Genomic DNA, 23,845 nt, shown 5'->3' on the forward strand with positions numbered 1-23,845 from the left:
GCCCGCAGGGCTCTCAGGCCACCGGCGTTCACGACTCGCTCTCGCGGTACGCCGCCGCCTCCTCCAGATCGAGCCGGCGCAGCAGCGTCCGCAGCATCTCGTCGTCGATCCGGCGCGCGTCCCGCAGTTGGACGAACACCTCGCGCTCGGCGCCGATCATCTCGCGCGAGAGCCTGCGGTAGGTGGCGTCGGCCGACTCCCCGGTCACCGCGTTCACCCCGCCGAGCCGCTCCCACGGGGAGTTGCGGCGCCGCTCCAGGACCGTGCGCAGCCGCTCGACCAGCGGCGGCGGCAGCGCGTTCGCCTCGTCCGCGAGCAGCTCCTCCAACCGGCGCTCGGCGGCCAGCGAGGCGTCGCTCTGGGCCTGCGCCTCGGCCAGCGTCGCCGCCCGCGCGTCGCGCCCGGGCAGCTTCAGCGCCCGGATCAGCGGCGGCAGCGTCAGCCCCTGCACCACCAGGGTGGCGATGACCGTGGTGAAGGTCAGGAACAGCACGAGGTTGCGGGCCGGGAAGGGGCGGTCGTCGTGCGTGGTCAGCGGAATGGAGAAGGCGATGGCGAGCGAGACCACCCCGCGCATCCCGGCCCACCCCACGATCACCGGCGCCGTCCAGTCCGTGTCCGGCTCGCGGGTACGGATGCGCTCCGACAGGACCCTCGGCAGGAAGGTCGCCGGGAAGACCCAGACGAACCGCATCGCGACGACCGCGGCGAAGACCCCGGTGGCGTACAGCACCGCCTCCCCGACCCGGTACTCGCCGAGCCCCCTCAGCACCACCGGGAGCTGGAGGCCGATCAGCGCGAACACCGACGACTCCAGGACGAAGGCGACCATCTTCCAGACCGCCGCCTCCTGGAGCCGGGTCGCGAAGTCCACCTGCCAGGAGCGGTGGCCCAGATGGAGCGCGACGACCACCACCGCGAGCACCCCCGACGCCCCGACCTCCTCGGCCGCCGCGTACGCCAGGAAGGGGATGAGCAGCGAGAGGGTGTTCTGGAGCAGCGCCTCCGTCAGGCGCGTGCGCAGCCAGTGGATGGGCACCATCAGCACGAGCCCGATCCCGACCCCGCCGAGCGAGGCCAGCGCGAACTCCCCGATCCCGCCCGCCCATGTCGCCCCCTCCCCCACCGCCGCCGCCAGCGCCACCTTGTAGGCGGTGATGGCGGTCGCGTCGTTCACCAGCGACTCGCCCTGGAGGATGGTGGTGATCCGGCCCGGCAGGCCCAGGCGCCGGGCGATGGCGGTGGCCGCGACGGCGTCCGGCGGGGCGACCACCGCGCCGAGCACCAGCGCCGCGGTCAGCGGCAGATCGGGCACCAGCAGATAGGCGAGCCAGCCGACGGCCACCGTCGCGAACAGGACGTATCCGACCGAGAGCAGTGCGACGGGCCGCAGGTTGGCGCGCAGGTCGAGGTACGAGCTGTCGACGGCGGCCGTGTACAGCAGCGGCGGCAGCAGCAGGGGCAGCACGATGTGCGGGTCGAGCGTGTAGTCCGGGACGCCCGGCACATAGGCGGCGGCGAGCCCCGCCGCGACCAGGAGCAACGGGGCCGGTACCGGGGTGCGGCGGGCGGCCCCGGCCACCACGGCGCTCCCCGCGACCAGTGCCACCAGCGGCAACGCGTCCATCCCAGCCACCTCACAACCCAAGCGTCGTAACCTGGCAATCATGAGCGAGTGCCCCCACGTTGCCGAACTGCCGCGCCCCGCGCCCCCGCCGCTGACGGACACCTGCCCGCAGTGCCTGGCCGCGGGCACCCATCACGTACAGCTGCGGCTCTGTCTGGTGTGCGGATATGTGGGCTGCTGCGACTCCTCGCCGCGGCGGCACGCGACCGCCCACCACCTGGAGACCGGGCACCCGGTGATGCGCACCCTGGAGCCGGGCGAGGACTGGCGGTGGTGCTTTGTGGACAACGCGCTGGTGTGAGGAGAGAGGCCGGGGCATTCCGGACGGTTCGGCGCCCTTCTCGCTGGGTACGTCAACCCGGCGCCGGTTCACAGCAATTGGGCACCGCACACCTCTAGCCACTGTCCGTGCCCATATGCTTACCATGAGTGACACCTGTCGGGAGGGGTCCCGGCGACACGGCACCATGGATCGCGATAGCGTCGCCCTTCCGAGCACCACGATCGCGTGGACGACGCACGATCACCGCATTTCGTACCGCATGGCCCCGGGGGCGTCCCCTCCGCCGGGGCCCGAGAGAGCTTGTGCACCTTGGAGGTGAGGGTGTCCCAGATCGCAGGCGAGCCCGGGAACCAGGACTTCGTGGAAGTCCGGCTGCCGGCCGCGGGTGCCTACCTGTCGGTGCTGCGTACGGCCACGGCCGGTCTCGCGGCACGTTTGGACTTCACCCTCGACGAGATCGAGGATCTGCGTATCGCGGTCGACGAGGCCTGCGCGATCCTGCTCCAGCAGGCCGTCCCCGGCTCCGTGCTGAGCTGTGTCTTCCGTCTCGTCGACGACTCCCTGGAGGTCACGGTCTCGGCGCCGACCACGGACGGCCGGGCGCCCGAGCGCGACACCTTCGCCTGGACGGTGCTCTCCGCACTCGCCGGCAAGGTCGACTCCTCGGTCGCCGACGACCGTACGGTCTCCATCAGCCTGTACAAACAGCGCGGCGCGGGACCCGGACCGGCGTGAGCGGGGACGGTCCGGTGCGGGACGACAGGCGCATCCCCGAGTCGCACCCGGAGGAGCACCCGGAGGAGCCGCTCTCCATCGGTATCCCGGAGCAGCAGGCCCGGCCGCACCCGGTGGACGGACTTGACGGCCTTGAGGCCGTGGCGGAGCAGACGCGGCAGGCAGAGCGGGCGGCCCACATGAGCGAGCACATCGAGCACACGCAGCACCAGCACGATCCGCAGGACCGCAGCGGGGCGCGGGCGATGTTCATCGAGCTGCGCAAACTCCCGGACGGCTCGCCGGAGAAGGCCGAGCTGCGCAACAGGCTGGTCCGGATGCACCTGCCGCTGGTCGAGCACCTGGCCCGGCGGTTCCGCAACCGGGGCGAGCCGCTGGACGACCTGACCCAGGTCGCCACCATCGGCCTCATCAAGTCGGTCGACCGGTTCGACCCGGAGCGCGGCGTCGAGTTCTCGACGTACGCGACGCCCACGGTCGTCGGTGAGATCAAGCGGCACTTCCGCGACAAGGGCTGGGCGGTCCGGGTGCCGCGCCGCCTCCAGGAGCTGCGCCTGGCCCTCACCACGGCCACCGCCGAGCTCTCCCAGCAGCACGGCCGCTCGCCCACGGTGCACGAGCTGGCGGAGCGCCTCGGCATCTCCGAGGAGGAGGTCCTGGAGGGCCTGGAGTCGGCCAACGCCTACTCGACGCTCTCGCTGGACGTCCCGGACACCGACGACGAGTCGCCGGCGGTCGCGGACACCCTGGGCGCGGAGGACGAGGCGCTGGAGGGCGTGGAGTACCGGGAGTCGCTCAAGCCGCTCCTGGAGGACCTGCCGCCGCGCGAGAAGCGCATTCTGCTGCTGCGCTTCTTCGGGAACATGACCCAGTCGCAGATCGCGCAGGAGGTCGGCATCTCGCAGATGCACGTCTCCCGGCTGCTGGCCAGGACCCTGGCGCAGCTGCGGGAGAAGCTGCTGGTGGAGGAGTAGGCACGGCGAGCCCGGCCCGGGTCACGCGTCCGGGCAGGCGTCCGGTCGGCGGCTGGTGGCGGACCGGGGGCACCGGACGCGTCGGTGACCGTGGGTTACGGCTCCCGCGTCCCGCCCGCCCCGCGCATGCCGAGCGCCTCGGCCGTGGCCGGATTGACCAGCTGGACCAGCCCGGTCACCGCGAGCACCGCCATGGCGATCCCCACCGGGATCGCCGGACCGTTCGAGGTCAGGAACATCCAGGCCACCGGCAGCGCCAGGAGCTGGGTGATCAGCGCGGGCCCCCGGCTCCAGCGGCGCCGCAGCAGCAGCCCGCGCGCGGCGATCAGCGGGATCAGGCCGAGGACGATCAGCGTCACGCCGCCCGTCTCGGCCTGCCGCGGCTGGTCGGGCTTGCCGGTCAGGCCCATCACGAGCATGAAGAGGCCGCCGCCGACCAGGGCCAGGCCCTCGATCGCGGCGATCGCGGCTGCCGCGGTCAGCCGGCGGGGGCGCGGCCCCTCGGGGGCGCCGGCGCCGGTCTCGCTGTCAGGGTGCTGCTCAGTACTCACCCCAGCAGGGTAGCCCTCGCCGCCGTCCCGCCCCCCGGGGCCGGGGGGCCGCCGGGAGGGGGCGGGACTGCGCCCGGTACCGCCCGGTAGGTACTCTGGCGACCATGCGTGCACTTCTCGTGGTCAACCCGGCGGCTACCACCACCAGTGCCCGCACCCGTGATGTCCTCATCCACGCGCTGGCCAGTGAGATGAAGCTGGAGGCTGTGACCACGGAGTACCGGGGGCACGCCCGCGACCTCGGGCGGCGGGCCGCGGAGAGCAGCGACATCGACCTGGTCGTGGCCCTCGGCGGTGACGGCACGGTCAACGAGGTCGTCAACGGACTGCTGCACAACGGCCCCGATCCGGAGAACCTGCCCAGCTTCGCGGCGGTCCCCGGCGGCTCCACCAATGTCTTCGCGCGCGCGATCGGGCTGCCCAACGAGCCCGTGGAGGCGACCGGCATACTGCTGGACGCCCTGCGCGAGGGGCGGGGCCGCACGGTGAGCCTGGGCCTCGCGGCCGGCACACCGGGCACCGAGGACGAGGGCGTCCCGGACCGCTGGTTCACGTTCTGTGCCGGACTCGGCTTCGACGCGGGCGTGGTCGGCCGGGTCGAACAGCAGCGCGAACGCGGCAGACGTTCCACCCACAGCCTGTACCTGCGCCAGGTGGCCCGGCAGTTCCTCGCCGAGCGGCACCGGCGGCACGGCACCATCACCCTGGAGCGGCCCGGGCAGGACCCGGTCGAGGACCTGGTGATGTCCATAGTCTGCAACACCTCCCCGTGGACCTACCTGGGCAACCGGCCGGTGTACGCGACTCCGGAGGCGTCCTTCGAGACGGCCCTCGATGTGCTCTCGCTCACCAGACTCTCGACCTCCTCGGCGGCCCGTTACGCCACCCAGCTGCTGACCTCGACCCCCGAGAAGGGTCCACACGGCAAGCACGCGGTTTCACTGCATGACCTCACGGCCTTCACCTTGCATTCCAAGGCCCCGCTGCCCTTCCAGATGGACGGCGACCACCTCGGTCTGCGTACGAGCGTGACGTTCACAGGCGTACGCCGTGCACTGCGTGTGATTGTGTGAGTGGAAGGGCCGAAAGTCCTTTAACTCGAACGTTTGGGCTGGGCCCCACCCCATAGAAGTACGACTGTGACCCAGTCGACACCGAGGAATCAAAAAAAACTTTCCGGAAGGGGTTGTATCCGCCGCCGAGGTTTGCGAATCTCTACATGGCGATCGGGACGGCCCGCAACACCAGCCTCCGTGAGAGCCAGAACCCCTCCTCAAAACTCCGGACCACAACCAGTCCAACTGGAAGTCGGCCCTTCCCTTGCGGGGGGATTCGTGAAAGCGTTCACATTCACAAGCACCCATACGTAACACCAAGAGAGGTAGCAGCCATGGACTGGCGTCACAACGCCGTTTGTCGTGAGGAAGACCCCGAGCTGTTCTTCCCCATCGGCAACACCGGTCCTGCGCTGCTGCAGATCGAGGAAGCCAAGGCCGTCTGCCGCCGCTGCCCCGTCATGGAGCAGTGCCTGCAGTGGGCGCTCGAGTCCGGCCAGGACTCCGGCGTCTGGGGTGGCCTCAGCGAGGACGAGCGCCGCGCGATGAAGCGCCGTGCCGCTCGCAACCGGGCGCGCAACGCGACCGCCTGATCCCCCCTCCTGCCTAGGCCCGCGCGGCGCGTACAGCGAGTACGCACTTACCGCCCCCCGAGCCGCAGCGCGCAGCAGAAGTAACCCACAGCATCCGAGCCCCGGGCCGTTCGCGGTCCGGGGCTCGCTGCTGTGTGCGGGCCGCCCGCCGGGCGCGCCCGGGGACTACTTGTCGGCCCGTACCGGCACGTCGAGCACCACCTGGGTGCCCCGCTCCGGCGCCGCCACCATGTCGAACGCGCCGCCGAGCTCGCCCTCGACCAGGGTGCGGACGATCTGGAGGCCCAGGTTCCCGGCCGTCTGGGGGTCGAAGCCCTCGGGCAGCCCCCGGCCGTCGTCGCGCACGGTGATCAGCAGCCGGGCGTCCTCGCGGGTGCCGCCGCGCACCGCCGAGACATCGACCGTGCCCTGCTCCCCCTGGGCGAAGGCGTGTTCGAGGGCGTTCTGGAGGATCTCGGTGAGGACCATCGCGAGCGGGGTGGCGACCTCGGCGTCCAGGATGCCGAAGCGGCCCGTACGGCGGCAGACCACCTTGCCCGGGGAGATCTCCGCCACCATCGCGAGCACCCGGTCGGCGATCTCGTCGAACTCGACGCGCTCGTCCAGGTTCTGCGAGAGCGTCTCGTGCACGATCGCGATGGAGCCGACCCGCCGTACCGCCTCGTTCAGCGCCTCGCGCCCCTGGGCGGAGTCGATCCGCCGGGCCTGGAGGCGCAGCAGGGCCGCCACCGTCTGGAGGTTGTTCTTCACCCGGTGGTGGATCTCCCGGATGGTGGCGTCCTTGGTGATCAACTCGCGCTCGCGCCGACGCAGTTCGGTCACGTCCCGCAGCAGCACCAGCGAACCGATCCGGGTGCCCTTGGGCTTGAGCGGGATGGCGCGCAGCTGGATGACCCCGCCGCTGCCCTCGACCTCGGTCTCGCGGGGGGCGTAGCCGCTGGCCAGCTTGGCGATGGCCTCGTCCACCGGCCCGCGCGAGGGCGCGAGTTGGGCGGTGAGCTCGCCCAGGTGCTGGCCGACCAGGTCGGAGGCGAGCCCCAGACGGTGGTACGCGGACAGCGCGTTGGGCGAGGCGTACTGGACGATGCCGTCCGCGTCCAGCCGGATCAGCCCGTCCCCGGCGCGCGGGGAGGCGTCCATGTCGACCTGCTGCCCGGGGAAGGGGAAGGACCCGGCGGCGATCATCTGCGCGAGGTCGGAGGCGGACTGGAGGTAGGTGAGCTCCAGACGGGAGGGGGTACGAACGGTGAGCAGGTTGGTGTTGCGCGCGATCACCCCGAGGACGCGTCCCTCGCGGCGTACGGGGATGGACTCGACCCGCACCGGCACCTCCTCGCGCCACTCCGGGTCGCCCTCGCGCACGATCCGGCCCTCGTCCAGGGCGGCGTCGAGCAGCGGGCGCCGGCCGCGCGGGACGAGATGGCCGACCATGTCGTCCTGGTAGGAGGTGGGGCCGGTGTTGGGCCGCATCTGCGCGACGGAGACGTACCGGGTGCCGTCGAGGGTGGGCACCCACAGCACGAGGTCGGCGAAGGAGAGGTCGGAGAGCAGCTGCCACTCCGAGACCAGCAGATGGAGCCACTCCAGGTCGGATTCACTGAGAGCGGTGTGCTGGCGTACGAGGTCGTTCATGGAGGGCACGTCAGCGAGGGTACCCGCGCGGGCTACGGCGCCGGGGCGGGACCCTCGGCCCGTCCGGCACCGCAGCCCGGAACTGCCGGCCGACGGGTGTGCGGTGCCCCTCGGCCTTACGGGAGGTCCTCGGCGCTGTCAGGGCAGAGAGCGCCGGATTCCTCGGTCCGGCCTCCTGTGCGGGGAGGCCGGGGGCCTGCTGGGCCATTGTGGACTAGACCATTCATCGCTGTCCATCCGTTTGCCGGCCCTGCTCCAGGCGGGTAGAGCCTGCCATGCGCGGGGCGTTACGCCTAGCCCGTTCCACCCCTCGGGCCTCTACGCCCCCCGGTCAGCGGGTCTCGGTCACCTTCGCCAGGGCGCGGGGGGCGTCGGGGTCCTGGCCCCGGGCGATGGTCACCTCGTAGGCGAGGAGTTGCAGCGGAAGGATCTCCAGAACCGGCTGGAGCTCCTCGGGGACGCCCTCGACCGGCAGGACGAACCCGGCCGAGGCCGCGTCCACCTGCGCCTGGGGGCCGACGACGAAGAGGTCGGCCCCCCGGCCGCGCAGCCGGTCGAGCACCGGCTGAAGGGCCTGGCCGCCGCGGCCGTCGGTGACCACCGCGATCACCGGGGAGATGTTGTCGACCATGGCGAGCGGGCCGTGCAGCAGATCCGCGCCGGAGTACGACAGGGCCGGGATGTAGCTGGTCTCCATCAGCTTGAGAGCGGCCTCCTTGGCCGTGGGGTAGCCGTAGCCGCGCGAGGTGATGACCATGCGTTCGGCGAAGCGGTAGCGCGAGGCCAGCTGCCGCACCTCGGCCCGGCGCGCCAGGATCCGGTCCGCGAGCCCCGGCAGCGCCCCGGCCGCCGAGACGTCACCGCCGCGCAGCCCCTCCACGAAGAGGTAGAGGGCGAGCAGCGAGGCGGTGTACGTCTTGGTCGCGGGCAGCGCCTTCTCCGGCCCGGCCAGGATGTCGATGTGGTGCTCGGAGACGGCGGCGAGCGGCGAGTCGGCGTTGTTGGTGACGGCCAGCGTGATCGCGCCCGCGCGCCGGGCGGCCCGGGTGGAGTCGACGAGGTCGGGCGAGCCGCCGGACTGGCTGACGGTGATGACGAGGACGTCGCTGAGGTCGGGGCGGGCGCCGTACGCGGTGGTCGTGGACATCGAGGTGAGCCCGCAGGGCATCCCGAGCCGGATCTCCAGCAGGTACTTGGCGTACAGGGCCGCGTTGTCGGAGGTCCCGCGGGCGGTCAGCAGGACGAAGCGGGGGGCGCGGGCGGCGATCGCGGCGGCCACCTCGCGGATGCGCGGGGCCCCGTCGGCGAGGATGCGGCGCAGTACGGCCGGCTGCTCGGCCATCTCCCCGTACATGATCCGGCCGGGCTGCTCGCCGTGGGGCGCCCCGGTCTGTGTCGACGACATACGCCATGCCTCCCAGGGGCGGTCTCTGTACGCCTTGCCGAAACCCCTTAAGTCGACCATGGCGGACGGTACGACCGCCAGCGGGAGACGGGCCCGCTCTGCTAGATTGGTCTATACCACCCTGGTCAGTTACGTACGTCCCTCTCCAGATCGGCAGGCCCACGTGGAAGTTGTCATCGTCCCGGACGCCAAGGCGGGCGGCGAGCTCATCGCGGAGACCATCGCGGCGCTGTGGCGCCGCAAGCCCGACGCCCTGCTGGGCGTGGCCACCGGCTCGACCCCGCTGCCCATCTACGACGCGCTGACGGCCAAGGTCGCGGCGGGCGCGGTCGATGTCTCGCGGGCGCGGGTGTGCCAGCTCGACGAGTACGTCGGGCTGCCGACCGGCCATCCCGAGTCCTACCGCGCGACCGTGATCCGCCAGGTCGTGGAGCCGCTCGGGCTCGGCCCGGACTCGTTCATCGGGCCGGACGGCTCGGCGGCGGACGTCCAGGCGGCGTGCGAGGCGTACGACCGGGCGCTGGTGGCGGCCGGGGGTGTGGACCTCCAGATCCTCGGGATCGGCACCGACGGGCACATCGGCTTCAACGAGCCCTGCTCGTCGATCGCCTCCCGCACCCGGATCAAGACGCTGACGGAGCAGACGCGGGTGGACAACGCGCGCTTCTTCGACGACGACATCGAGCAGGTGCCGCACCACGTCATCACGCAGGGCATCGGCACGATCCTGGAGGCGCGGCACGTGGTGCTGCTCGCCACGGGCGAGGGCAAGGCGGAGGCGGTGGCCCAGACCGTGGAGGGGCCGGTGGCGTCCGTGGTGCCCGCGTCGGCGCTGCAGTTGCATCCGCATGTGACGGTGGTGGTGGATGAGGGGGCGGCGTCGAAGCTGAAGCTTTCGGAGTATTTCCGCCACACGTACGCGAACAAGCCGGCCTGGCAGGGGTTGTAATCCCCTACCCGACCCCCTCCCGGGGTGGGGGCTGGGCTGGGCTACGCCCCGAGCTCGTCTCCCGCACCCCTGGACCCCTTTTCGCCTGCGGACCGTGGGTGGCTGATCGCGCAGTTCCCCGCGCCCCCAAACCCCCTCTCGCCTGCGGACCGTGGAGGGTTGCTCGCGCAGTTCCCCGCGCCCCTAACTACCTAGGGGCGCGGGGAACTGCGCGCTCAGCCACAGACAACCCGCAGACGACCACCGGGCCCCGAAGGGGCGCGGGGAACTGCGCGAGCAACCCACCACCGACCGGCAGACGAATCCCCGGCAGCACAGGGGCGCGGGGAACTGCGCGCTCAGCCACAGACAACCCGCAGACAACCACCGGGCCCTGAAGGGGCGCGGGGAACTGCGCGAGCAACCCACCACCGACCGGCAGACGAATCCCCGGCAGCACAGGGGCGCGGGGAACTGCGCGACCAGCCACCCACCGGACCGCAGACAACCACCGGGCAGCACAGGGGCGCCCCGCCCGGGGGGGGTCAGGGCGTGGGGGACAGGATTTCCGCCGCTGCCCGGCCGCACACCCGTGCCGCCCCATGCGTAGCCACATGCACGGCCCCCCGCGCCCCCGCCTGCGGCACCCCCATCTCGATCACCACCGTGTCCGGCCGCGCCGACAGCAGCGCGTCCAGCGTCGCCCCCATCCACGGATGCCGGTGCTCGTCCCGTACGACCGCCACGATCCGGCGGGACCCGGCCGCGGCCAGCACCGAGGACGGGTCCACGGACGGGCCGTAGGTGCCCGTCGACGTCCCCGGCAGCAGCGCCGCCAGCTCCGCCGCCACCCCCCACGGCGTCTCGTCGCCGACCGCGATGTTCGCGACGGGGGTGAAGGCGGCCACATAGGGCGGCCCGGTCAGCGGGAGCGCGTCCCCGGTGACCCGCAGCGCGCGCCGCGCCGCGACCAGTCCGATGTCGGCGCCGGAGCGGGCGCCGGGCGCGGTCCCCTCCTGCACCTCCGCGCCCGGCCCCGCCACGTCCCCCCTGGCCTGCCGGGTCCAGGACGCGAGAGCGCGTACCCGCTCCGCCGCGTCGGCCAGGCGCGGTTCGGGCAGTTCCCCCTCGCGTACCGCCGCGACCAGCGCGTCGCGCAGCCGCAGCACGGTGTCCTCGTCCGCCAGGCCGCCGCCGACGCACAGCGCGTCGGCGCCGGCCGCGATAGCGAGGACCGAGCCGCGCTCGATCCCGTACGTCGAGGCGATGGCCTGCATCTCCACCGCGTCGGTGACGATCAGCCCGTCGTAGCCGAGTTCCTCGCGCAGCAGCCCGGTCAGGACACGTGGGCTCAGCGTCGCCGGGCGGGTCGGGTCGAGCGCGGGAAGCAGGATGTGCGCGCTCATGACCGACTTGGAACCCGCGGCGATCGCCGCGCGGAACGGCACCAGTTCACGGGCGTGCAGGGTGTCGAGGTCCACGTCGATGCGCGGCAGCGCGTGGTGCGAGTCGACCGCCGTGTCGCCGTGGCCGGGGAAGTGCTTGGTGCAGGCGGCGACCCCGGCGGACTGGAGTCCCTCGATGTACGCGGCGGTGTGCCGTGCCACCAGGTGCGGGTCGGCGCCGAACGACCGTACCCCGATGACCGGGTTGCCGGGATTCGAGTTGACGTCGGCGGACGGGGCCCAGTTGAGGTCCACCCCACAGGCCGCGAGCCGGCGGCCGAGCTCGTGCGCCACCGCCCGGGTCAGGTCGGTGTCGTCCACCGACCCGAGCGCCAGGTTGCCGGGGAAGGACGAGCCCGTACGGACCTCCAGCCGGGTGACGTCACCGCCCTCCTCGTCGATGGCCACCAGGACGTCGTCCCGTTCGGCCCGCAGCTGGGAGGTCAGGGCGGCCAGTTGGCCGGCCGTGGCGATGTTGCGGCCGAACAGGCCCACCGAGGTGAGGCCTTCGCCGATCCGGCGCAGCAGCCAGTCGGGGGCGGTGGTGCCGACGAAGCCGGGCTGCAGGACGGTGAGGGCGTCACGCGTGAGTGTGTTGGTGCTGCGTGCGATCGTCGTCATGGGGCGGCGTTATCCCTTCACTGCGCCGGCCGTCAGACCCGCGGCCATCTTGCGCTGGACGAGGAGGAAGAGGACCACGATGGGGACGGCCATCATGGTGGAGCCGGCCATCATCGGGGCGAACTCGGTGCCGTGCTGGGTGGTGAAGCTGGACAGCCACACGGTGGCGGTCTGGTGGTTCTGGCTCATCAGCATGAGGGCGTACAGGTATTCGTTCCACGCCTGGATGAAGCCGTAAACCGAGGTGGCCACCATGCCGGGGGCCAGCAGCGGGAAGACCACGCGGATGAACGCGCCGGTGCGGCTGCACCCGTCGACCATCGCCGCCTCCTCCAGCTCCTTGGGGACGTTGACGATGAAGCCGCGCAGCGTCCAGACCGTGAAGGGGAGGATGAAGGTCAGATAGGTGAGGATCAGACCGGACAGCTTGTCGTACTGGCCCAGGTCGTTGAGGAGCAGGAAGACCGGAATGATCATCGCGACCAGCGGGACCATCTGGACCGCCAGGATGCCGATGATCACGATCTTGCGGCCCCGGAACGCGAACCGCGAGATGGCGAGCGCCGCGAGCAGTCCGACCGCGATGCCGATCACCACGACCACGACGGAGACGATCAGCGAGCGGCCGATCGAGCCCCAGAAGTCCCCGATGTCCAGCGCCCGGCGGAAGTTCTCGGTGGTGAGCGTCCGGGGGAAGAAGTGGGGGTCCGGGTCGATCGCGTCCTTGGCCGGCTTGAGCGCGGTGTTGAGCATCCAGTAGACCGGGAAGCCGGCGGTGGCGAAGACCAGCAGTCCGAGCAGGTTCCAGCCGAGCTTGGACTTCTTCTTGCGGGGGCGGGCGAGCGCCTGTGCGTCGGAGGCAGCCATCCTGTTACTCCACCTCTCCGATCTTCAGCATCTGCCGCATGTACACGGCGATCACACCGAGCAGCAGCAGCACGGTCAGCAGCGCGATCGCGGAGCCCTGCGAGTAGTCGTTGACCACGAACGCCTTGTCGTACGAGTACGTGGTCAGCAGCTGGAACTCCGGCTCCGGGTGGTTGCCGCGCATCACGAAGACCTGCGGGAAGACCCCCATGTCCCAGATGACCGAGAGGGTCGCCAGCATCACGATGACGGGCTTGAGGATCGGCAGCGTCACATGCCGGAACACGCCCCAGGAGCCCGCGCCGTCGAGCCGGGCGGCCTCCTCCAGTTCCTGGGGGACCTGGGTGAGGCCCGCGCTGAGGGTGATGACGACGAACGGCACCGCGCCCCAGACCACGAGCAGCATGATGACGGCGAGGCCCTGGGTGCCGCTGGCGAACCAGTTGTGGCCGATCATGTCGACCCCGGGCACCTGGCTGAGCAGCCAGTTCAGTACGCCGAAGTCGCTGTCGAACATCCACTTGAAGATGGTGATGGCGACGACGATCGGCATGCCCCAGCTCGCCACCAGGGCGATGTTGACCAGGGTCTTGACCCAGCCGGAGACCCGCTGGAGCAGCAGGGCGACCAGCATGCCCAGCACCATGGTCAGCACGACCGCGGTGAAGGCGAACAGCACGGTCCGCACGACGACGGTCCAGAACTCGCTGTCGCTCAGGACGTTGGTGAAGTTGTCGAAGCCGACCGACTCCGGGTCCTTGAAGCCCCACAGCTGCGGCTGGCCGAACTTCTGGAACGACAGGGTGACCAGGCGTACCAGCGGATAGCCGAGGACCAGGGCGAGCGCCAGCAGGCACGGGGCGAGCAGCGCCCAGGGCACCGCCGCCTGTCCCGCTCCGCGTCTGCCGACCGGCCTCTTGGGCTTTCCTGGTCCCCCACCCGGTAGTGGGTCGCGCCGCGCCGGCGGCACCTTGGCGGTGGTTGTCTCTGCGGCACTCATCGCGCGCTCCTAGCGGTCCCTCTTTCGGTACTGGCCGGGCGAGGGCCCCGTCGCTCTTCCGACGGGGCCCTCGCCCACAGGTCACTTGGTGTTGATGACCTTGTCGATCGCGGCGTCCGCGTCCTTCGCGGCCTGCTCGACCGACTTCTTGCCGGTACCGATGGCCTGCAGCATGTCCTGGAGGACCTTGGCCTTCTCGACCTGGCCCCAGCCCGGGGCCATGGGCACGAACCAGCTGGACTCGGCCGCGGTGGCCGCGACGGCCGTCTTCGGGTCCGACTTCAGCGGGGCGAGGGCCGTCTTGTTGTTGGGCAGGTTCTGCTTGGCGACCAGGCCCTTCTGGCCCTGGGTGCCGGTGAACGCGTTGATCCACTCGGCGGCGAGCGCCTGCGCCTTGGACTTGACCGGGACCGCGAGGTCGGAGCCGCCGAGAAAGACCGGCATGGCCTTGCCGGACGGGCCGGGCATCACGAACGACTCGATCTTGTCGGCGAGCTTGCCGACCTTGTCGTTCTCCGGCAGGGCCGCGTTGGCGCCCTCCCAGGCCGGGCTGAAGACCAGACCGGACTTGCCCTGGCCGTAGACGATCGGGCGGTCGGCCTCGTCCTTCGTCTTGTCGCCGTGCATGTACTTGTCGAGGATGTTCTTGTACTCGTTCAGACCCTTGAGGGACTCCGGCGAGGACAGGTTGCCCTTGAACGCGCCGCCGTCCTCCTTGGCGATGGAGCCGCCGGCGTCGTACACGTACGACATGGCCGCGTACCAGTCGCGGCTCGGCTGGTACCAGGCGCTGAACTTGTCGCCCTTCTTGGCCTGGATCTTGTCCAGGTCGGCGGTCAGCTCGGTGTACGTCTTCGGGGTGGCGGTGACGCCGGCCTCGGCGGCGATGTCCTTGCGCCAGGTGGCGGTGCGGCCACCGGCGTAGTACGGGACGCCGTAGGTCTTGCCGTCGTAGGTGACCGAGGCCTTGAGGCCGTCGAGCCAGGCGGAGGAGTTGTCGAACTTCGACGGGTCGACCTCCGCGAAGGCGCCCTTGACCGAGTAGGCGAGCATCTCGGTGTTGCCCATCTCGACGACGTCGGGGGCCTTGTCGGTGGCGAGCACGGCGTCGAGCTTGGCGTTCTTGTCCGGCCAGCCGTAGTACTCGTGGTTGATCTTCAGGCCCGGGTGCTTGGCGACGATCGCGTCGTCGGCCGCCTTGACCAGGTCTGGCCAGTTCTTCTGCGCGTCGACCGTCAGCCAGACCGTCAGCGACTTGGCGTCGCCGCCCTTGGCGCCGTCGTCCTTCTTGTCGTCGGAGCCACACGCCGCGATGCCGACCAACATGCCCGCGACGCCGATCGCCGCGATGAGCTTGCGCTTCACGCCACCCTCCTCAGGGATGCTGCAACCCCCCGCCCACCGCGAAGACATATGACGTGTACTGCTGTGGGGCTGGGACCTGGTCTTTAATGGTTTAGACCAGTACCCGGGAGCTTGGCCTAGACCTTTAGGGGTGTCAAGGGTGTATAAGAAGGGCTGTCGCGTCCGTTATCGGACCGACACCTGAGGGAGGGCGACGACCCGTGACCGGTCCGTGCCACCATGTGAGCCGCGACAGACGGAGGAGCCGGTGACGGCAGCAGCGCAGCACTCGGGAAGGCGGGCCATGGCCACCGACGGGAGCGGTACGGAGACAGAGGCGGGCGTCGGCGCCCGGACCGCTCGCGTGCCCAAGTACTACCGCCTCAAGCGGCATCTGCTCGACATGACGGAGACCCTGCCGCCGGGGACCCCGGTGCCGCCCGAGCGCACCCTGGCCGCCGAGTTCGACACCTCCCGCACCACCGTGCGCCAGGCCCTCCAGGAGCTGGTCGTGGAGGGGCGTCTGGAGCGCATCCAGGGCAAGGGCACGTTCGTCGCCAAGCCCAAGGTCTCCCAGGCCCTGCAACTGACCTCGTACACCGAGGACATGCGCGCCCAGGGCCTGGAGCCCACCTCGCAGCTCCTGGACCTCGGCTATGTGACGGCCGACGACACGCTCGCCGGGCTGCTCGACATCGCCGCGGGCGGCAGGGTGCTGCGCATCGAGCGGCTGCGTCTGGCGAGCGGTGAGCCGATGGCGATCGAGACCACGCACCTGTCCGCCAAGCGCTTCCCCGCGCTGCGCCGCTCGCTCGTCAAGTACACCTCCCTCTACACCGCCCTCAACGAGGTGTACGGGGTGCGGCTCGCCGAGGCCGAGGAGACCATCGAGACGTCGCTGGCCACCCCGCGCGAGGCCGGACTGCTCGGCACGGACGTGGGCCTGCCCATGCTGATGCTCTCCCGGCACTCCCTGGACGGCGACGGCGAGCCGGTGGAGTGGGTGCGCTCGGTCTACCGCGGCGACCGCTACAAGTTCGTCGCACGGCTCAAGCGGCCGACGGACTGAGGCAGCCGGCCGGCTGAGCCGGCCGCCGGTTCACGTCCGGTATCCGGTACAGGGGTTCCGTGGCGGGATTCCGTCCCCTAGATTTCGTGCGCATTACAACAGGTGAGCACAGTGAGGGGACGGAGCCACCATGCCGGAAACAACGCAAACGCCGAGAGCGGTGATCACGCCGGTGCGCGTGGTCATCGCGCTCTGCCTGATCGCGCCCTTCGTGGCGATGCTGTGGGTCGGTTCGTACGCGAAGGCCGACCCGGCCCTCGCCGGGATCCCGTTCTTCTACTGGTACCAGATGCTGTGGGTGGTCATATCCACCGCGCTCACGATGCTCGCGTACAAGCTGTGGCAGCGTGACCAGCAGGGCCGCAAGGCGGGTGAGGGCAAGTGACGCTCGCAGCCAAGGACGGGGTGAACGGCGTCGCGCTCGGCGTCTTCATCTTCTTCTTCCTCGCCGTCACGGTCGTCGGCTTCATGGCCGCCCGCTGGCGCCGCGCCGAGAACGAGCACAGCCTCGACGAATGGGGGCTGGGCGGGCGCTCCTTCGGCACCTGGGTCACCTGGTTCCTGCTCGGCGGTGACCTCTACACGGCGTACACCTTCGTCGCGGTCCCGGCGGCGGTGTACGCGGCGGGCGCGGCCGGGTTCTTCGCGGTGCCGTACACGATCCTCGTCTATCCGCTCATCTTCACCTTCCTGCCGCGGCTCTGGTCGGTCTCGCACAAGCACGGCTATGTGACGACCTCGGACTTCGTACGCGGCCGGTTCGGCTCCAAGAGCCTCTCGCTCGCGGTCGCGGTCACCGGCATCCTCGCCACGATGCCCTACATCGCGCTCCAGCTCGTCGGCATCCAGGCGGTGCTGGACGTGATGGGCATCGGCGGCTCCGGCAACTGGTTCGTCAAGGACCTGCCGCTGCTGATCGCGTTCGCGGTGCTCGCCGCGTACACCTACTCCTCGGGTCTGCGCGCCCCCGCCCTGATCGCGTTCGTGAAGGACACGCTGATCTACATCGTCATCCTGGTGGCGATCATCTACATCCCGATCAAGCTCGGCGGCTTCGACGACATCTTCGCGGCGGCCCGGCACAAGTTCGAGACGCCCAACGCGGCCGGCAAGCCCACCGGCGCGCTGGTGCCCGGCGAGGCGGGCCAGTGGACCTACGCCACGCTCGCCCTCGGCTCCGCGCTGGCGCTGTTCATGTACCCGCACTCGATCACGGCGACCCTCTCCTCCCGCAGCCGCAACGTCATCCGCCGCAACACCACGATCCTGCCCCTGTACTCGCTGATGCTGGGGCTGCTCGCGCTGCTCGGCTTCATGGCGATCGCCGCCGGGGTCAAGGTCAAGAACGGCCAGCTGGCCATCCCGCAGCTCTTCGAGGACATGTTCCCGGACTGGTTCGCGGGCGTGGCCTTCGCGGCGATCGGCATCGGCGCGCTCGTCCCGGCGGCCATCATGTCGATCGCGGCGGCGAACCTGTTCACCCGCAACATCTACCGGGACTTCATCAAGCCGGACGCCACGCCCAAGCAGGAGGCACAGGTCTCCAAGATCGTCTCGCTTCTGGTGAAGGTGGGCGCGCTGGTCTTCGTCCTGACCATGGACAAGACGGTCGCGATCAACTTCCAGCTGCTCGGCGGCATCTGGATCCTGCAGACCTTCCCGGCCCTGGTGGGCGGTCTGTTCACGCGCTGGTTCCACCGCTGGGCGCTGCTCGCGGGCTGGGCGGTCGGCATGGCGTACGGCACGCTCGCCGCGTACGGGGTCGCCTCCCCCACCCAGAAGCACTTCGGCGGCAGCTCCAGGGAGATCCCCGGCATCGGTGAGATCGGCTACATCGGCCTGACGGCCTTCGTCCTGAACGTGGCGGTCACGGTGGTCCTCACGTTCGTCCTGCGGGCCGTGAAGGCCCCTGACGGGGCCGACGAGACGTCCCCGCAGGACTACACCGCGGACGCGGGCGACCCGGGCGTGGAGGTCGAACTGCCCCCGGCGACGGCGGGCTCGGCGCACTGAGCCGGACAACATGAGACGGGCCGCCGGGGAAACCCGGCGGCCCGTTTTCGTGGCTCGGGGGAATGCCCACGACCGCCTCGCGGTTCCGGCCTAGGGCATCCGCAACCCCCTCAGGGGCGCGGGGAACCGCGCGACAAGCCCCCGCCGGCCCGCAGTGAAGCAACTACCCAGCACACACACTCCGGTACGGATGCGACACAACATGTGGGGGCGCCACGACCGCCCGGCACAAGATGTATGCTCATGCTCGCTGTCGCCGCAGGGGAATCCGGTGCAAATCCGGAACTGTCCCGCAACGGTGTACTGGTACGCATTCGCGTACTTGTTCAGTCCGAGGACCTGCCGAACAGCCCGCCCTGACCGTCCGGTCCGGGTGCCGAGACGTCCGGGCCTCGCGGAATGGGCAGTGGACGCGGCGTACCCCCGAGGGGGTGTGTCCGTGTGCCCGCGCACTTCCCCGAGGCCCCGTGCCGAGCGAGGAGTGCCCCCACGTGACCATCGCCCCTGCGGATCCCGCTTCAGCGATCACCGAGGAGTCGGTCGACGCCCCCGGGACCGCGCTGCTGCGGACCCTGACCGACCTCACCGCCGATCTGGTGGACACCGACCCCGGCCGGGTCGCCGCCGCCGCGCTGCGCGGACGCAACGCGCGCTCGGACGAGGCGGAGTTGCGTGGGCTCGCCACCGAGGCCGCCGCGGGTCTGATCTCCGAGGACCCGGCGTACTCCCGTCTCGCCGCCCGGCTGCTGACGCTCACGATCGCCGAGGAGGCCGCGGGCCAGGGCTCCATCTCGTTCTCCGAGTCGGTCGAGGTCGGCCACCGCGAGGGGCTGATCGCGGACCGCACCGCCGACTTCGTGCGGCTGCACGCGGCCCGGCTCGACGCGCTGGTCGAGGCCTCCCTCGCGGACGGCGCCGACGACCGCTTCGGCTACTTCGGCCTGCGCACGCTCTACTCCCGCTACCTCCTGCGCCACCCGATCACCCGCCAGGTCATCGAGACCCCGCAGTACTTCATGCTCCGGGTCGCGGCGGGCCTGGCCGAGGACGACTCGGTGCGCGCGCTGGACGAGGTCGCCTCGCTGTACGGGCTGATGAGCCGGCTCGACTACCTGCCGTCCTCCCCCACGCTCTTCAACTCCGGCACCCGCCACCCGCAGATGTCCAGCTGCTACCTGCTGGACTCCCCGCTGGACGAGCTGGACTCGATCTACGACCGCTACCACCAGGTGGCGCGCCTGTCCAAGCACGCCGGCGGCATCGGCCTGTCGTACTCCCGCATCCGCTCGCGCGGCTCGCTCATCCGGGGCACCAACGGCCACTCCAACGGCATCGTCCCGTTCCTGAAGACGCTGGACGCCTCGGTGGCGGCCGTCAACCAGGGCGGCCGGCGCAAGGGCGCCGCGGCGGTCTACCTGGAGACCTGGCACTCCGACATCGAGGAGTTCCTGGAGCTGCGCGACAACACCGGTGAGGACGCCCGGCGCACCCACAACCTGAACCTGGCGCACTGGATCCCGGACGAGTTCATGCGCCGGGTGGACGCGGACGGCACCTGGTCGCTGTTCTCCCCCGCCGACGTGCCCGAGCTGGTCGACCTGTGGGGCGAGGAGTTCGACGCCGCCTACCGCAGGGCCGAGGCCGCGGGTCTGGCCCAGAAGACGATCCCGGCGCGGGACCTGTACGGCCGGATGATGCGCACCCTGGCGCAGACCGGCAACGGCTGGATGACCTTCAAGGACGCCTCCAACCGCACCGCCAACCAGACGGCGGAGCCCGGCCACACGGTCCACTCCTCCAACCTGTGCACCGAGATCCTGGAGGTCACCGACGACGGCGAGACGGCCGTCTGCAACCTCGGCTCGGTCAACCTCGGCGCCTTCGTACTGGCCTCCGGCGAGATCGACTGGGAGCGTCTGGACTCGGCCGTCCGCACCGCCGTGACGTTCCTGGACCGGGTCGTCGACATCAACTTCTACCCGACCGAGCAGGCCGGCCGCTCCAACGCCAAGTGGCGCCCGGTGGGCCTGGGCGCGATGGGCCTCCAGGACGTCTTCTTCAAGCTGCGCCTGCCCTTCGACTCCCCCGAGGCGAAGGCCCTGTCGACGAAGCTCGCCGAGCGCATCATGCTCACCGCCTACGAGGCGTCCTGCGACCTCGCCGAGCGCTCGGGTCCGCTGCCGGCCTGGGACAAGACCCGTACGGCCCGCGGTGTGCTGCACCCCGACCACTACGACGTCGAGCTGAACTGGCCGGAGCGCTGGGCGGCGCTGCGCGAGCGGATCGCCTCGGTGGGCATGCGCAACTCGCTGCTGCTCGCGATCGCCCCGACCGCGACCATCGCCTCCATCGCCGGCGTCTACGAGTGCATCGAGCCGCAGGTCTCCAACCTCTTCAAGCGCGAGACGCTCTCGGGTGAGTTCCTCCAGGTCAACGGCTACCTGGTGGAGGACCTGAAGCGGCTCGGCGTGTGGGACGCGCAGTCCCGCGAGGCGCTGCGCGAGGCGAGCGGCTCGGTCCAGGACTTCAGCTGGATCCCCGCCGACGTGCGCGCGCTCTACCGCACGGCCTGGGAGATCCCGCAGCGCGGCCTCATCGACATGGCCGCGGCCCGTACCCCGTTCCTGGACCAGTCGCAGTCGCTGAACCTGTTCCTGGAGACGCCCACCATCGGCAAGCTGTCGTCGATGTACGCGTACGCCTGGAAGCAGGGGCTGAAGACGACGTACTACCTGCGCTCGCGCCCGGCCACGCGCATCGCCCGCGCCGCGCAGGCCAGCGCCCCCATCCCCGTCCAGCAGGCCGCCCCCGACGCCGACGCGGTCGCCTGCTCCCTTGAGAACCCCGAGTCCTGCGAGGCCTGCCAGTAATGAGCTCCACCGACAAGAACCTGCTCGACCCGGGCTTCGAACTGACCCTGCGTCCGATGCGCTACCCGGACTTCTACGAGCGCTACCGGGACGCGATCAAGAACACCTGGACGGTGGAGGAGGTCGACCTCCACTCCGACGTCGCCGACCTCGCCAAGCTCTCGCCGGGCGAGCAGCACATGATCGGCCGGCTGGTGGCGTTCTTCGCCACGGGCGACTCGATCGTGGCGAACAACCTGGTCCTGACGCTGTACAAGCACATCAACTCCCCCGAGGCGCGGCTGTACCTGAGCCGCCAGCTCTTCGAGGAGGCCGTGCACGTCCAGTTCTATCTGACGCTGCTCGACACCTACCTGCCCGACCCGGACGACCGCGCGGCGGCGTTCGACGCGGTGGAGAACATCCCCTCCATCCGTGAGAAGGCGCAGTTCTGCTTCAAGTGGATCAACGAGGTCGAGAAGCTCGACCGGCTGGAGACCAAGGCCGACCGCCGCCGCTTCCTGCTGAACCTGATCTGCTTCGCCGCCTGCATCGAGGGCCTGTTCTTCTACGGCGCCTTCGCGTACGTGTACTGGTTCCGCTCGCGCGGTCTGCTGCACGGCCTCGCCACCGGCACCAACTGGGTGTTCCGCGACGAGACGATGCACATGAACTTCGCCTTCGAGGTCGTGGACACCGTCCGCAAGGAGGAGCCGGAGCTCTTCGACGACGCGCTCCAGCAGCAGGTCACCGACATGATCAAGGAGGCCGTCGAGGCGGAGCTCCAGTTCGGCCGCGACCTGTGCGGCGAGGGTCTGCCGGGCATGAACACGGCGTCGATGCGCGAGTACCTCCAGTGCGTCGCCGACCAGCGCCTGACCCGCCTCGGCTTCGCGCCGGTGTACGGCTCCTCGAACCCCTTCTCCTTCATGGAGCTCCAGGGCGTCCAGGAGCTCACGAACTTCTTCGAGCGCCGCCCGTCCGCCTACCAGGTGGCGGTCGAGGGCTCGGTGGGCTTCGACGAGGAGTTCTAGCCTCTCCGTACGGCGAAGGGCCCCGCACCGTCCGTGGTGCGGGGCCCTTCGCCGTACGTACGGACGGCTACGCGTTCGGGACGACCTCGTAGCGGGGCGTGTTCTCCGCCATCTGCCGCAGCGCGTCCTTGCGGTCGCGCTTGGAGAGGCGGTCGATGTACAGGTAGCCGTACAGGTGGTCCGTCTCGTGCTGGAGGCAGCGGGCGAAGTAGCCGGTGCCGCGGACCCGGATCGGGTTGCCCTGGGCGTCCTGGCCGCGGACCACCGCGTAGTCGGGGCGGGCCAGCTCCGCGTAGGCGGTGGGGACCGAGAGGCAGCCCTCGTTGGACTCGTCGAGGACCCGGCGGTCGGCGGGGAGCTCCTCCAGGACCGGGTTGCACACGACGCCGACGTGGCGCACGCCCTCGTCGTCCGGGCAGTCGTAGACGAAGACCTTCAGGTCCACGCCGATCTGGTTGGCGGCCAGGCCCACGCCCTCGGCGGTGCGCTGGCTGGCGAACATGTCGTCGATCAGCGCGGCGAGCTTGTCGTCGAACTCGGTGACGTCCTTGCACTCCTTGTGCAGCACCGGGTTGCCGACGACCGTGATGGGCCGGGACGTGCCCCGCGCGCGGTACGCCTGCTCGCGCTCCTCGCAGTCCTCCGTGTCGACGACGAACCCGTCGTTCGCGGCCTGCTGGTCCGTCTCCTGCTGCGACATGTCCGCCGTACGCCTTCCTGAAAACCCGGTTCCGAACCCGTACAGCCTAGGCCCTGAGGGCACGGTCAGCAGACTTCCTCCAGATCCCGCCACTCGCGGCTGTCGGGGCTGTCCGCGACCCAGCCGTCGAGCAGTCCGCGCACCAGCCCGGGCGGGGCCGCGATCCCGCACTCGCGCTCGGGTACCCACAGGTCCCCGGCCGTGCGGTGGCCCAGCGGGCCGGGGTGGCCCGGCTCGCTGTGGTCGTGCGGGTCCAGGTGCTCGCCGTCGCCCTCGTCGCTGGGCATCGTCGACTCCGAGCAGGCCCGGCACAGCAGCCGCACCGAAGACGACCAGTCCTCGGCGGCGAAGCCCGCGTCGGCCGCGAGGCGCTCCAGGGCGTCCCGGTCGGCCTCGGTGGCGGCCTCCAGGAGCACCACCCAGGTGGGCACCGGCGAGGGCGCCCACAGCTCGATCTCGTCGAAGACGGGGAAGGAGGGCCCGGCCGCGACCGTGCGCTCGCCGTGCGGCACCCCGTCGTGCAGGACCACCTCGCCCCAGCGCCGCCCGGAGGACGGCAGCGGGATCGAGAGGACCTCGATCCGCGCCGGGTCCAGCCTGCGGCCCCACACCACCTCGGCCTCGCCCTCGGGCGAGAGCCGCACGGCCGCGCTGCCGAGCTCCATCCCCAGCGGCTCGCCGGCGCCGGTGGCCGTCTCCTGGTAGCCGCGCACCTTGAGTCCGTACGCCTGCCAGGCCCGCCGCGCCAGCGGCCAGTCCTGGAGCGCCGTGGCGGCGATCCCGACGTTCCACCAGTCCGGAGCGCCGGTCTCCTTGTCCAGCAGCGCCACGGCCCGCAGGCCCGCCGCCCGCGCCTGCTCCCAGTCGTGCCGGAACTTGTGGAGCAGCGCCAGGTTGAACCAGGACTCGGAGAGCCACGGTTCCAGGTCCGCGGCGCGCGTCAGCAGCGCGCCGGCGTCCTCGTACCTGCCGTCGCCGATCAGCGTGAACGCACGGTCCGTGGCCTGCCGCCACGAGGCGGAGGGCCGGTGCCGTCCCTTGCCGAAGATCCTCACGATTCCCGCCTGCCCAGACCGACCTGCCTCCGAGCCGGTCTTCGGTCTCCCAGTTTTCTGGGTTC

Annotated in this window: 21 protein-coding genes and 1 riboswitch; of the genes, 11 read left to right on the forward strand and 10 right to left on the reverse strand. The window is 70.8% G+C overall.

The features are described 5' to 3' along the window. Nucleotides 1-28: 28 nt before the first annotated feature. Nucleotides 29-1,627, reverse strand: coding sequence for a Na+/H+ antiporter (locus ACZ5ID_RS29310; RefSeq protein WP_468903801.1), 1,599 nt, complete (start codon nucleotides 1,625-1,627; stop codon nucleotides 29-31). A gap of 40 nt (nucleotides 1,628-1,667) precedes the next feature. On the opposite strand from ACZ5ID_RS29310, the gene ACZ5ID_RS29315 reads away from it, so the two are divergent. From ACZ5ID_RS29315 to ACZ5ID_RS29325, 3 genes are all read left to right on the forward strand, one after another. After that, nucleotides 1,668-1,928 carry a UBP-type zinc finger domain-containing protein gene (locus ACZ5ID_RS29315; RefSeq protein ID WP_468903803.1) on the forward strand — a complete coding sequence of 87 codons (261 nt, stop codon included), beginning with the start codon at nucleotides 1,668-1,670 and terminating at the stop codon, nucleotides 1,926-1,928. 303 nt (nucleotides 1,929-2,231) lie between these two features. After that, on the forward strand, nucleotides 2,232-2,645 hold the full coding sequence (locus ACZ5ID_RS29320; RefSeq protein WP_067163834.1) for an ATP-binding protein: 414 nt from the start codon (nucleotides 2,232-2,234) through the stop codon (nucleotides 2,643-2,645). 32 nt (nucleotides 2,646-2,677) lie between these two features. Then, entirely contained in the window at nucleotides 2,678-3,619 is a 942-nt protein-coding gene (locus tag ACZ5ID_RS29325) for an RNA polymerase sigma factor SigF (RefSeq protein ID WP_468903917.1), read from the forward strand. A 95-nt stretch (nucleotides 3,620-3,714) separates the two neighbouring features. On the opposite strand, the gene ACZ5ID_RS29330 is transcribed toward ACZ5ID_RS29325, so the two are convergent. Continuing rightward, complete coding sequence (locus ACZ5ID_RS29330) at nucleotides 3,715-4,170, reverse strand: hypothetical protein (RefSeq protein ID WP_468903805.1); 456 nt, start codon at nucleotides 4,168-4,170, stop codon at nucleotides 3,715-3,717. A gap of 104 nt (nucleotides 4,171-4,274) precedes the next feature. Between ACZ5ID_RS29330 and ACZ5ID_RS29335 the strand changes: the two genes are divergently transcribed. Together ACZ5ID_RS29335 and ACZ5ID_RS29340 are read left to right on the forward strand one after the other, a co-directional pair. Then, nucleotides 4,275-5,243 carry a diacylglycerol/lipid kinase family protein gene (locus tag ACZ5ID_RS29335; RefSeq protein ID WP_406555932.1) on the forward strand — a complete coding sequence of 323 codons (969 nt, stop codon included), beginning with the start codon at nucleotides 4,275-4,277 and terminating at the stop codon, nucleotides 5,241-5,243. 317 nt (nucleotides 5,244-5,560) lie between these two features. Beyond that, nucleotides 5,561-5,818 carry a WhiB family transcriptional regulator gene (locus ACZ5ID_RS29340; RefSeq protein ID WP_004937597.1) on the forward strand — a complete coding sequence of 86 codons (258 nt, stop codon included), beginning with the start codon at nucleotides 5,561-5,563 and terminating at the stop codon, nucleotides 5,816-5,818. Nucleotides 5,819-5,983: 165 nt separating this feature from the next. Here ACZ5ID_RS29340 and ACZ5ID_RS29345 read toward each other — a convergent pair whose 3' ends face one another. Then, entirely contained in the window at nucleotides 5,984-7,450 is a 1,467-nt protein-coding gene (locus tag ACZ5ID_RS29345) for a sensor histidine kinase (protein ID WP_468903919.1), read from the reverse strand. 331 nt (nucleotides 7,451-7,781) lie between these two features. Further along, the gene (locus ACZ5ID_RS29350) at nucleotides 7,782-8,855 is read right to left on the reverse strand and encodes an SIS domain-containing protein (protein ID WP_468903807.1); all 1,074 of its coding nucleotides are present in this window, start codon (nucleotides 8,853-8,855) and stop codon (nucleotides 7,782-7,784) included. A 163-nt stretch (nucleotides 8,856-9,018) separates the two neighbouring features. On the opposite strand from ACZ5ID_RS29350, the gene nagB reads away from it, so the two are divergent. Then, nucleotides 9,019-9,804 carry a glucosamine-6-phosphate deaminase gene (gene nagB / locus ACZ5ID_RS29355; protein WP_468903809.1) on the forward strand — a complete coding sequence of 262 codons (786 nt, stop codon included), beginning with the start codon at nucleotides 9,019-9,021 and terminating at the stop codon, nucleotides 9,802-9,804. A 524-nt stretch (nucleotides 9,805-10,328) separates the two neighbouring features. Here nagB and ACZ5ID_RS29360 read toward each other — a convergent pair. The 4 genes from ACZ5ID_RS29360 to ACZ5ID_RS29375 form a co-directional block, all read right to left on the reverse strand. Next, nucleotides 10,329-11,849: a glycoside hydrolase family 3 protein gene (locus ACZ5ID_RS29360; protein ID WP_468903812.1), complete on the reverse strand. Its 1,521-nt coding sequence runs from the start codon at nucleotides 11,847-11,849 to the stop codon at nucleotides 10,329-10,331. Nucleotides 11,850-11,858: 9 nt separating this feature from the next. Next, on the reverse strand, nucleotides 11,859-12,716 hold the full coding sequence (locus ACZ5ID_RS29365; protein ID WP_468903814.1) for a carbohydrate ABC transporter permease: 858 nt from the start codon (nucleotides 12,714-12,716) through the stop codon (nucleotides 11,859-11,861). Between the two features lie 4 nt (nucleotides 12,717-12,720). Further along, nucleotides 12,721-13,716: a carbohydrate ABC transporter permease gene (locus tag ACZ5ID_RS29370; RefSeq protein WP_468903817.1), complete on the reverse strand. Its 996-nt coding sequence runs from the start codon at nucleotides 13,714-13,716 to the stop codon at nucleotides 12,721-12,723. Between the two features lie 81 nt (nucleotides 13,717-13,797). Next, nucleotides 13,798-15,081 (reverse strand): extracellular solute-binding protein, encoded by a 1,284-nt coding sequence (locus tag ACZ5ID_RS29375; RefSeq protein ID WP_468903819.1) that lies wholly within the window; start codon nucleotides 15,079-15,081, stop codon nucleotides 13,798-13,800. A 283-nt stretch (nucleotides 15,082-15,364) separates the two neighbouring features. On the opposite strand from ACZ5ID_RS29375, the gene ACZ5ID_RS29380 reads away from it, so the two are divergent. From ACZ5ID_RS29380 to ACZ5ID_RS29400, 5 genes are all read left to right on the forward strand, one after another. After that, the gene (locus ACZ5ID_RS29380; RefSeq protein ID WP_468903821.1) at nucleotides 15,365-16,129 is read left to right on the forward strand and encodes a GntR family transcriptional regulator; all 765 of its coding nucleotides are present in this window, start codon (nucleotides 15,365-15,367) and stop codon (nucleotides 16,127-16,129) included. Between the two features lie 130 nt (nucleotides 16,130-16,259). Continuing rightward, nucleotides 16,260-16,514, forward strand: a complete 255-nt coding sequence (locus tag ACZ5ID_RS29385) for a DUF3311 domain-containing protein (RefSeq protein ID WP_467871303.1) — start codon at nucleotides 16,260-16,262, stop codon at nucleotides 16,512-16,514. Next, the gene (mctP, locus tag ACZ5ID_RS29390) at nucleotides 16,511-18,142 is read left to right on the forward strand and encodes a monocarboxylate uptake permease MctP (protein WP_468903824.1); all 1,632 of its coding nucleotides are present in this window, start codon (nucleotides 16,511-16,513) and stop codon (nucleotides 18,140-18,142) included. The genes ACZ5ID_RS29385 and mctP overlap by 4 nt, the downstream gene beginning before the upstream one ends. Before the next feature lie 221 nt (nucleotides 18,143-18,363). Beyond that, nucleotides 18,364-18,503, forward strand: a riboswitch (cobalamin riboswitch). A 130-nt stretch (nucleotides 18,504-18,633) separates the two neighbouring features. Beyond that, nucleotides 18,634-21,012 (forward strand): ribonucleoside-diphosphate reductase subunit alpha, encoded by a 2,379-nt coding sequence (locus ACZ5ID_RS29395; RefSeq protein WP_468903826.1) that lies wholly within the window; start codon nucleotides 18,634-18,636, stop codon nucleotides 21,010-21,012. Next, nucleotides 21,012-22,025, forward strand: a complete 1,014-nt coding sequence (locus tag ACZ5ID_RS29400; RefSeq protein WP_468903829.1) for a ribonucleotide-diphosphate reductase subunit beta — start codon at nucleotides 21,012-21,014, stop codon at nucleotides 22,023-22,025. The genes ACZ5ID_RS29395 and ACZ5ID_RS29400 overlap by 1 nt, the downstream gene beginning before the upstream one ends. Before the next feature lie 67 nt (nucleotides 22,026-22,092). On the opposite strand, the gene def is transcribed toward ACZ5ID_RS29400, so the two are convergent. Further along, nucleotides 22,093-22,725 carry a peptide deformylase gene (gene def / locus ACZ5ID_RS29405; protein ID WP_468903830.1) on the reverse strand — a complete coding sequence of 211 codons (633 nt, stop codon included), beginning with the start codon at nucleotides 22,723-22,725 and terminating at the stop codon, nucleotides 22,093-22,095. A 65-nt stretch (nucleotides 22,726-22,790) separates the two neighbouring features. After that, on the reverse strand, nucleotides 22,791-23,780 hold the full coding sequence (locus ACZ5ID_RS29410; RefSeq protein WP_468903832.1) for a tetratricopeptide repeat protein: 990 nt from the start codon (nucleotides 23,778-23,780) through the stop codon (nucleotides 22,791-22,793). Nucleotides 23,781-23,845 lie beyond the last annotated feature (65 nt).

This window comes from Streptomyces sp. NPDC031670, from assembly GCF_055580545.1.

Coding starts and splice junctions, on each gene's coding strand:
- ACZ5ID_RS29310 (WP_468903801.1), bottom strand. CDS start 1,627: ATGGACGCGTTGCCGCTGGTGGCACTGGTCGCGGGGAGCGCCGTGGTG.
- ACZ5ID_RS29315 (WP_468903803.1), top strand. CDS start 1,668: ATGAGCGAGTGCCCCCACGTTGCCGAACTGCCGCGCCCCGCGCCCCCG.
- ACZ5ID_RS29335 (WP_406555932.1), top strand. CDS start 4,275: ATGCGTGCACTTCTCGTGGTCAACCCGGCGGCTACCACCACCAGTGCC.
- ACZ5ID_RS29340 (WP_004937597.1), top strand. CDS start 5,561: ATGGACTGGCGTCACAACGCCGTTTGTCGTGAGGAAGACCCCGAGCTG.
- ACZ5ID_RS29345 (WP_468903919.1), bottom strand. CDS start 7,450: ATGAACGACCTCGTACGCCAGCACACCGCTCTCAGTGAATCCGACCTG.
- ACZ5ID_RS29350 (WP_468903807.1), bottom strand. CDS start 8,855: ATGTCGTCGACACAGACCGGGGCGCCCCACGGCGAGCAGCCCGGCCGG.
- ACZ5ID_RS29360 (WP_468903812.1), bottom strand. CDS start 11,849: ATGACGACGATCGCACGCAGCACCAACACACTCACGCGTGACGCCCTC.
- ACZ5ID_RS29365 (WP_468903814.1), bottom strand. CDS start 12,716: ATGGCTGCCTCCGACGCACAGGCGCTCGCCCGCCCCCGCAAGAAGAAG.
- ACZ5ID_RS29370 (WP_468903817.1), bottom strand. CDS start 13,716: ATGAGTGCCGCAGAGACAACCACCGCCAAGGTGCCGCCGGCGCGGCGC.
- ACZ5ID_RS29380 (WP_468903821.1), top strand. CDS start 15,365: ATGGCCACCGACGGGAGCGGTACGGAGACAGAGGCGGGCGTCGGCGCC.
- ACZ5ID_RS29385 (WP_467871303.1), top strand. CDS start 16,260: ATGCCGGAAACAACGCAAACGCCGAGAGCGGTGATCACGCCGGTGCGC.
- ACZ5ID_RS29400 (WP_468903829.1), top strand. CDS start 21,012: ATGAGCTCCACCGACAAGAACCTGCTCGACCCGGGCTTCGAACTGACC.
- def (WP_468903830.1), bottom strand. CDS start 22,725: ATGTCGCAGCAGGAGACGGACCAGCAGGCCGCGAACGACGGGTTCGTC.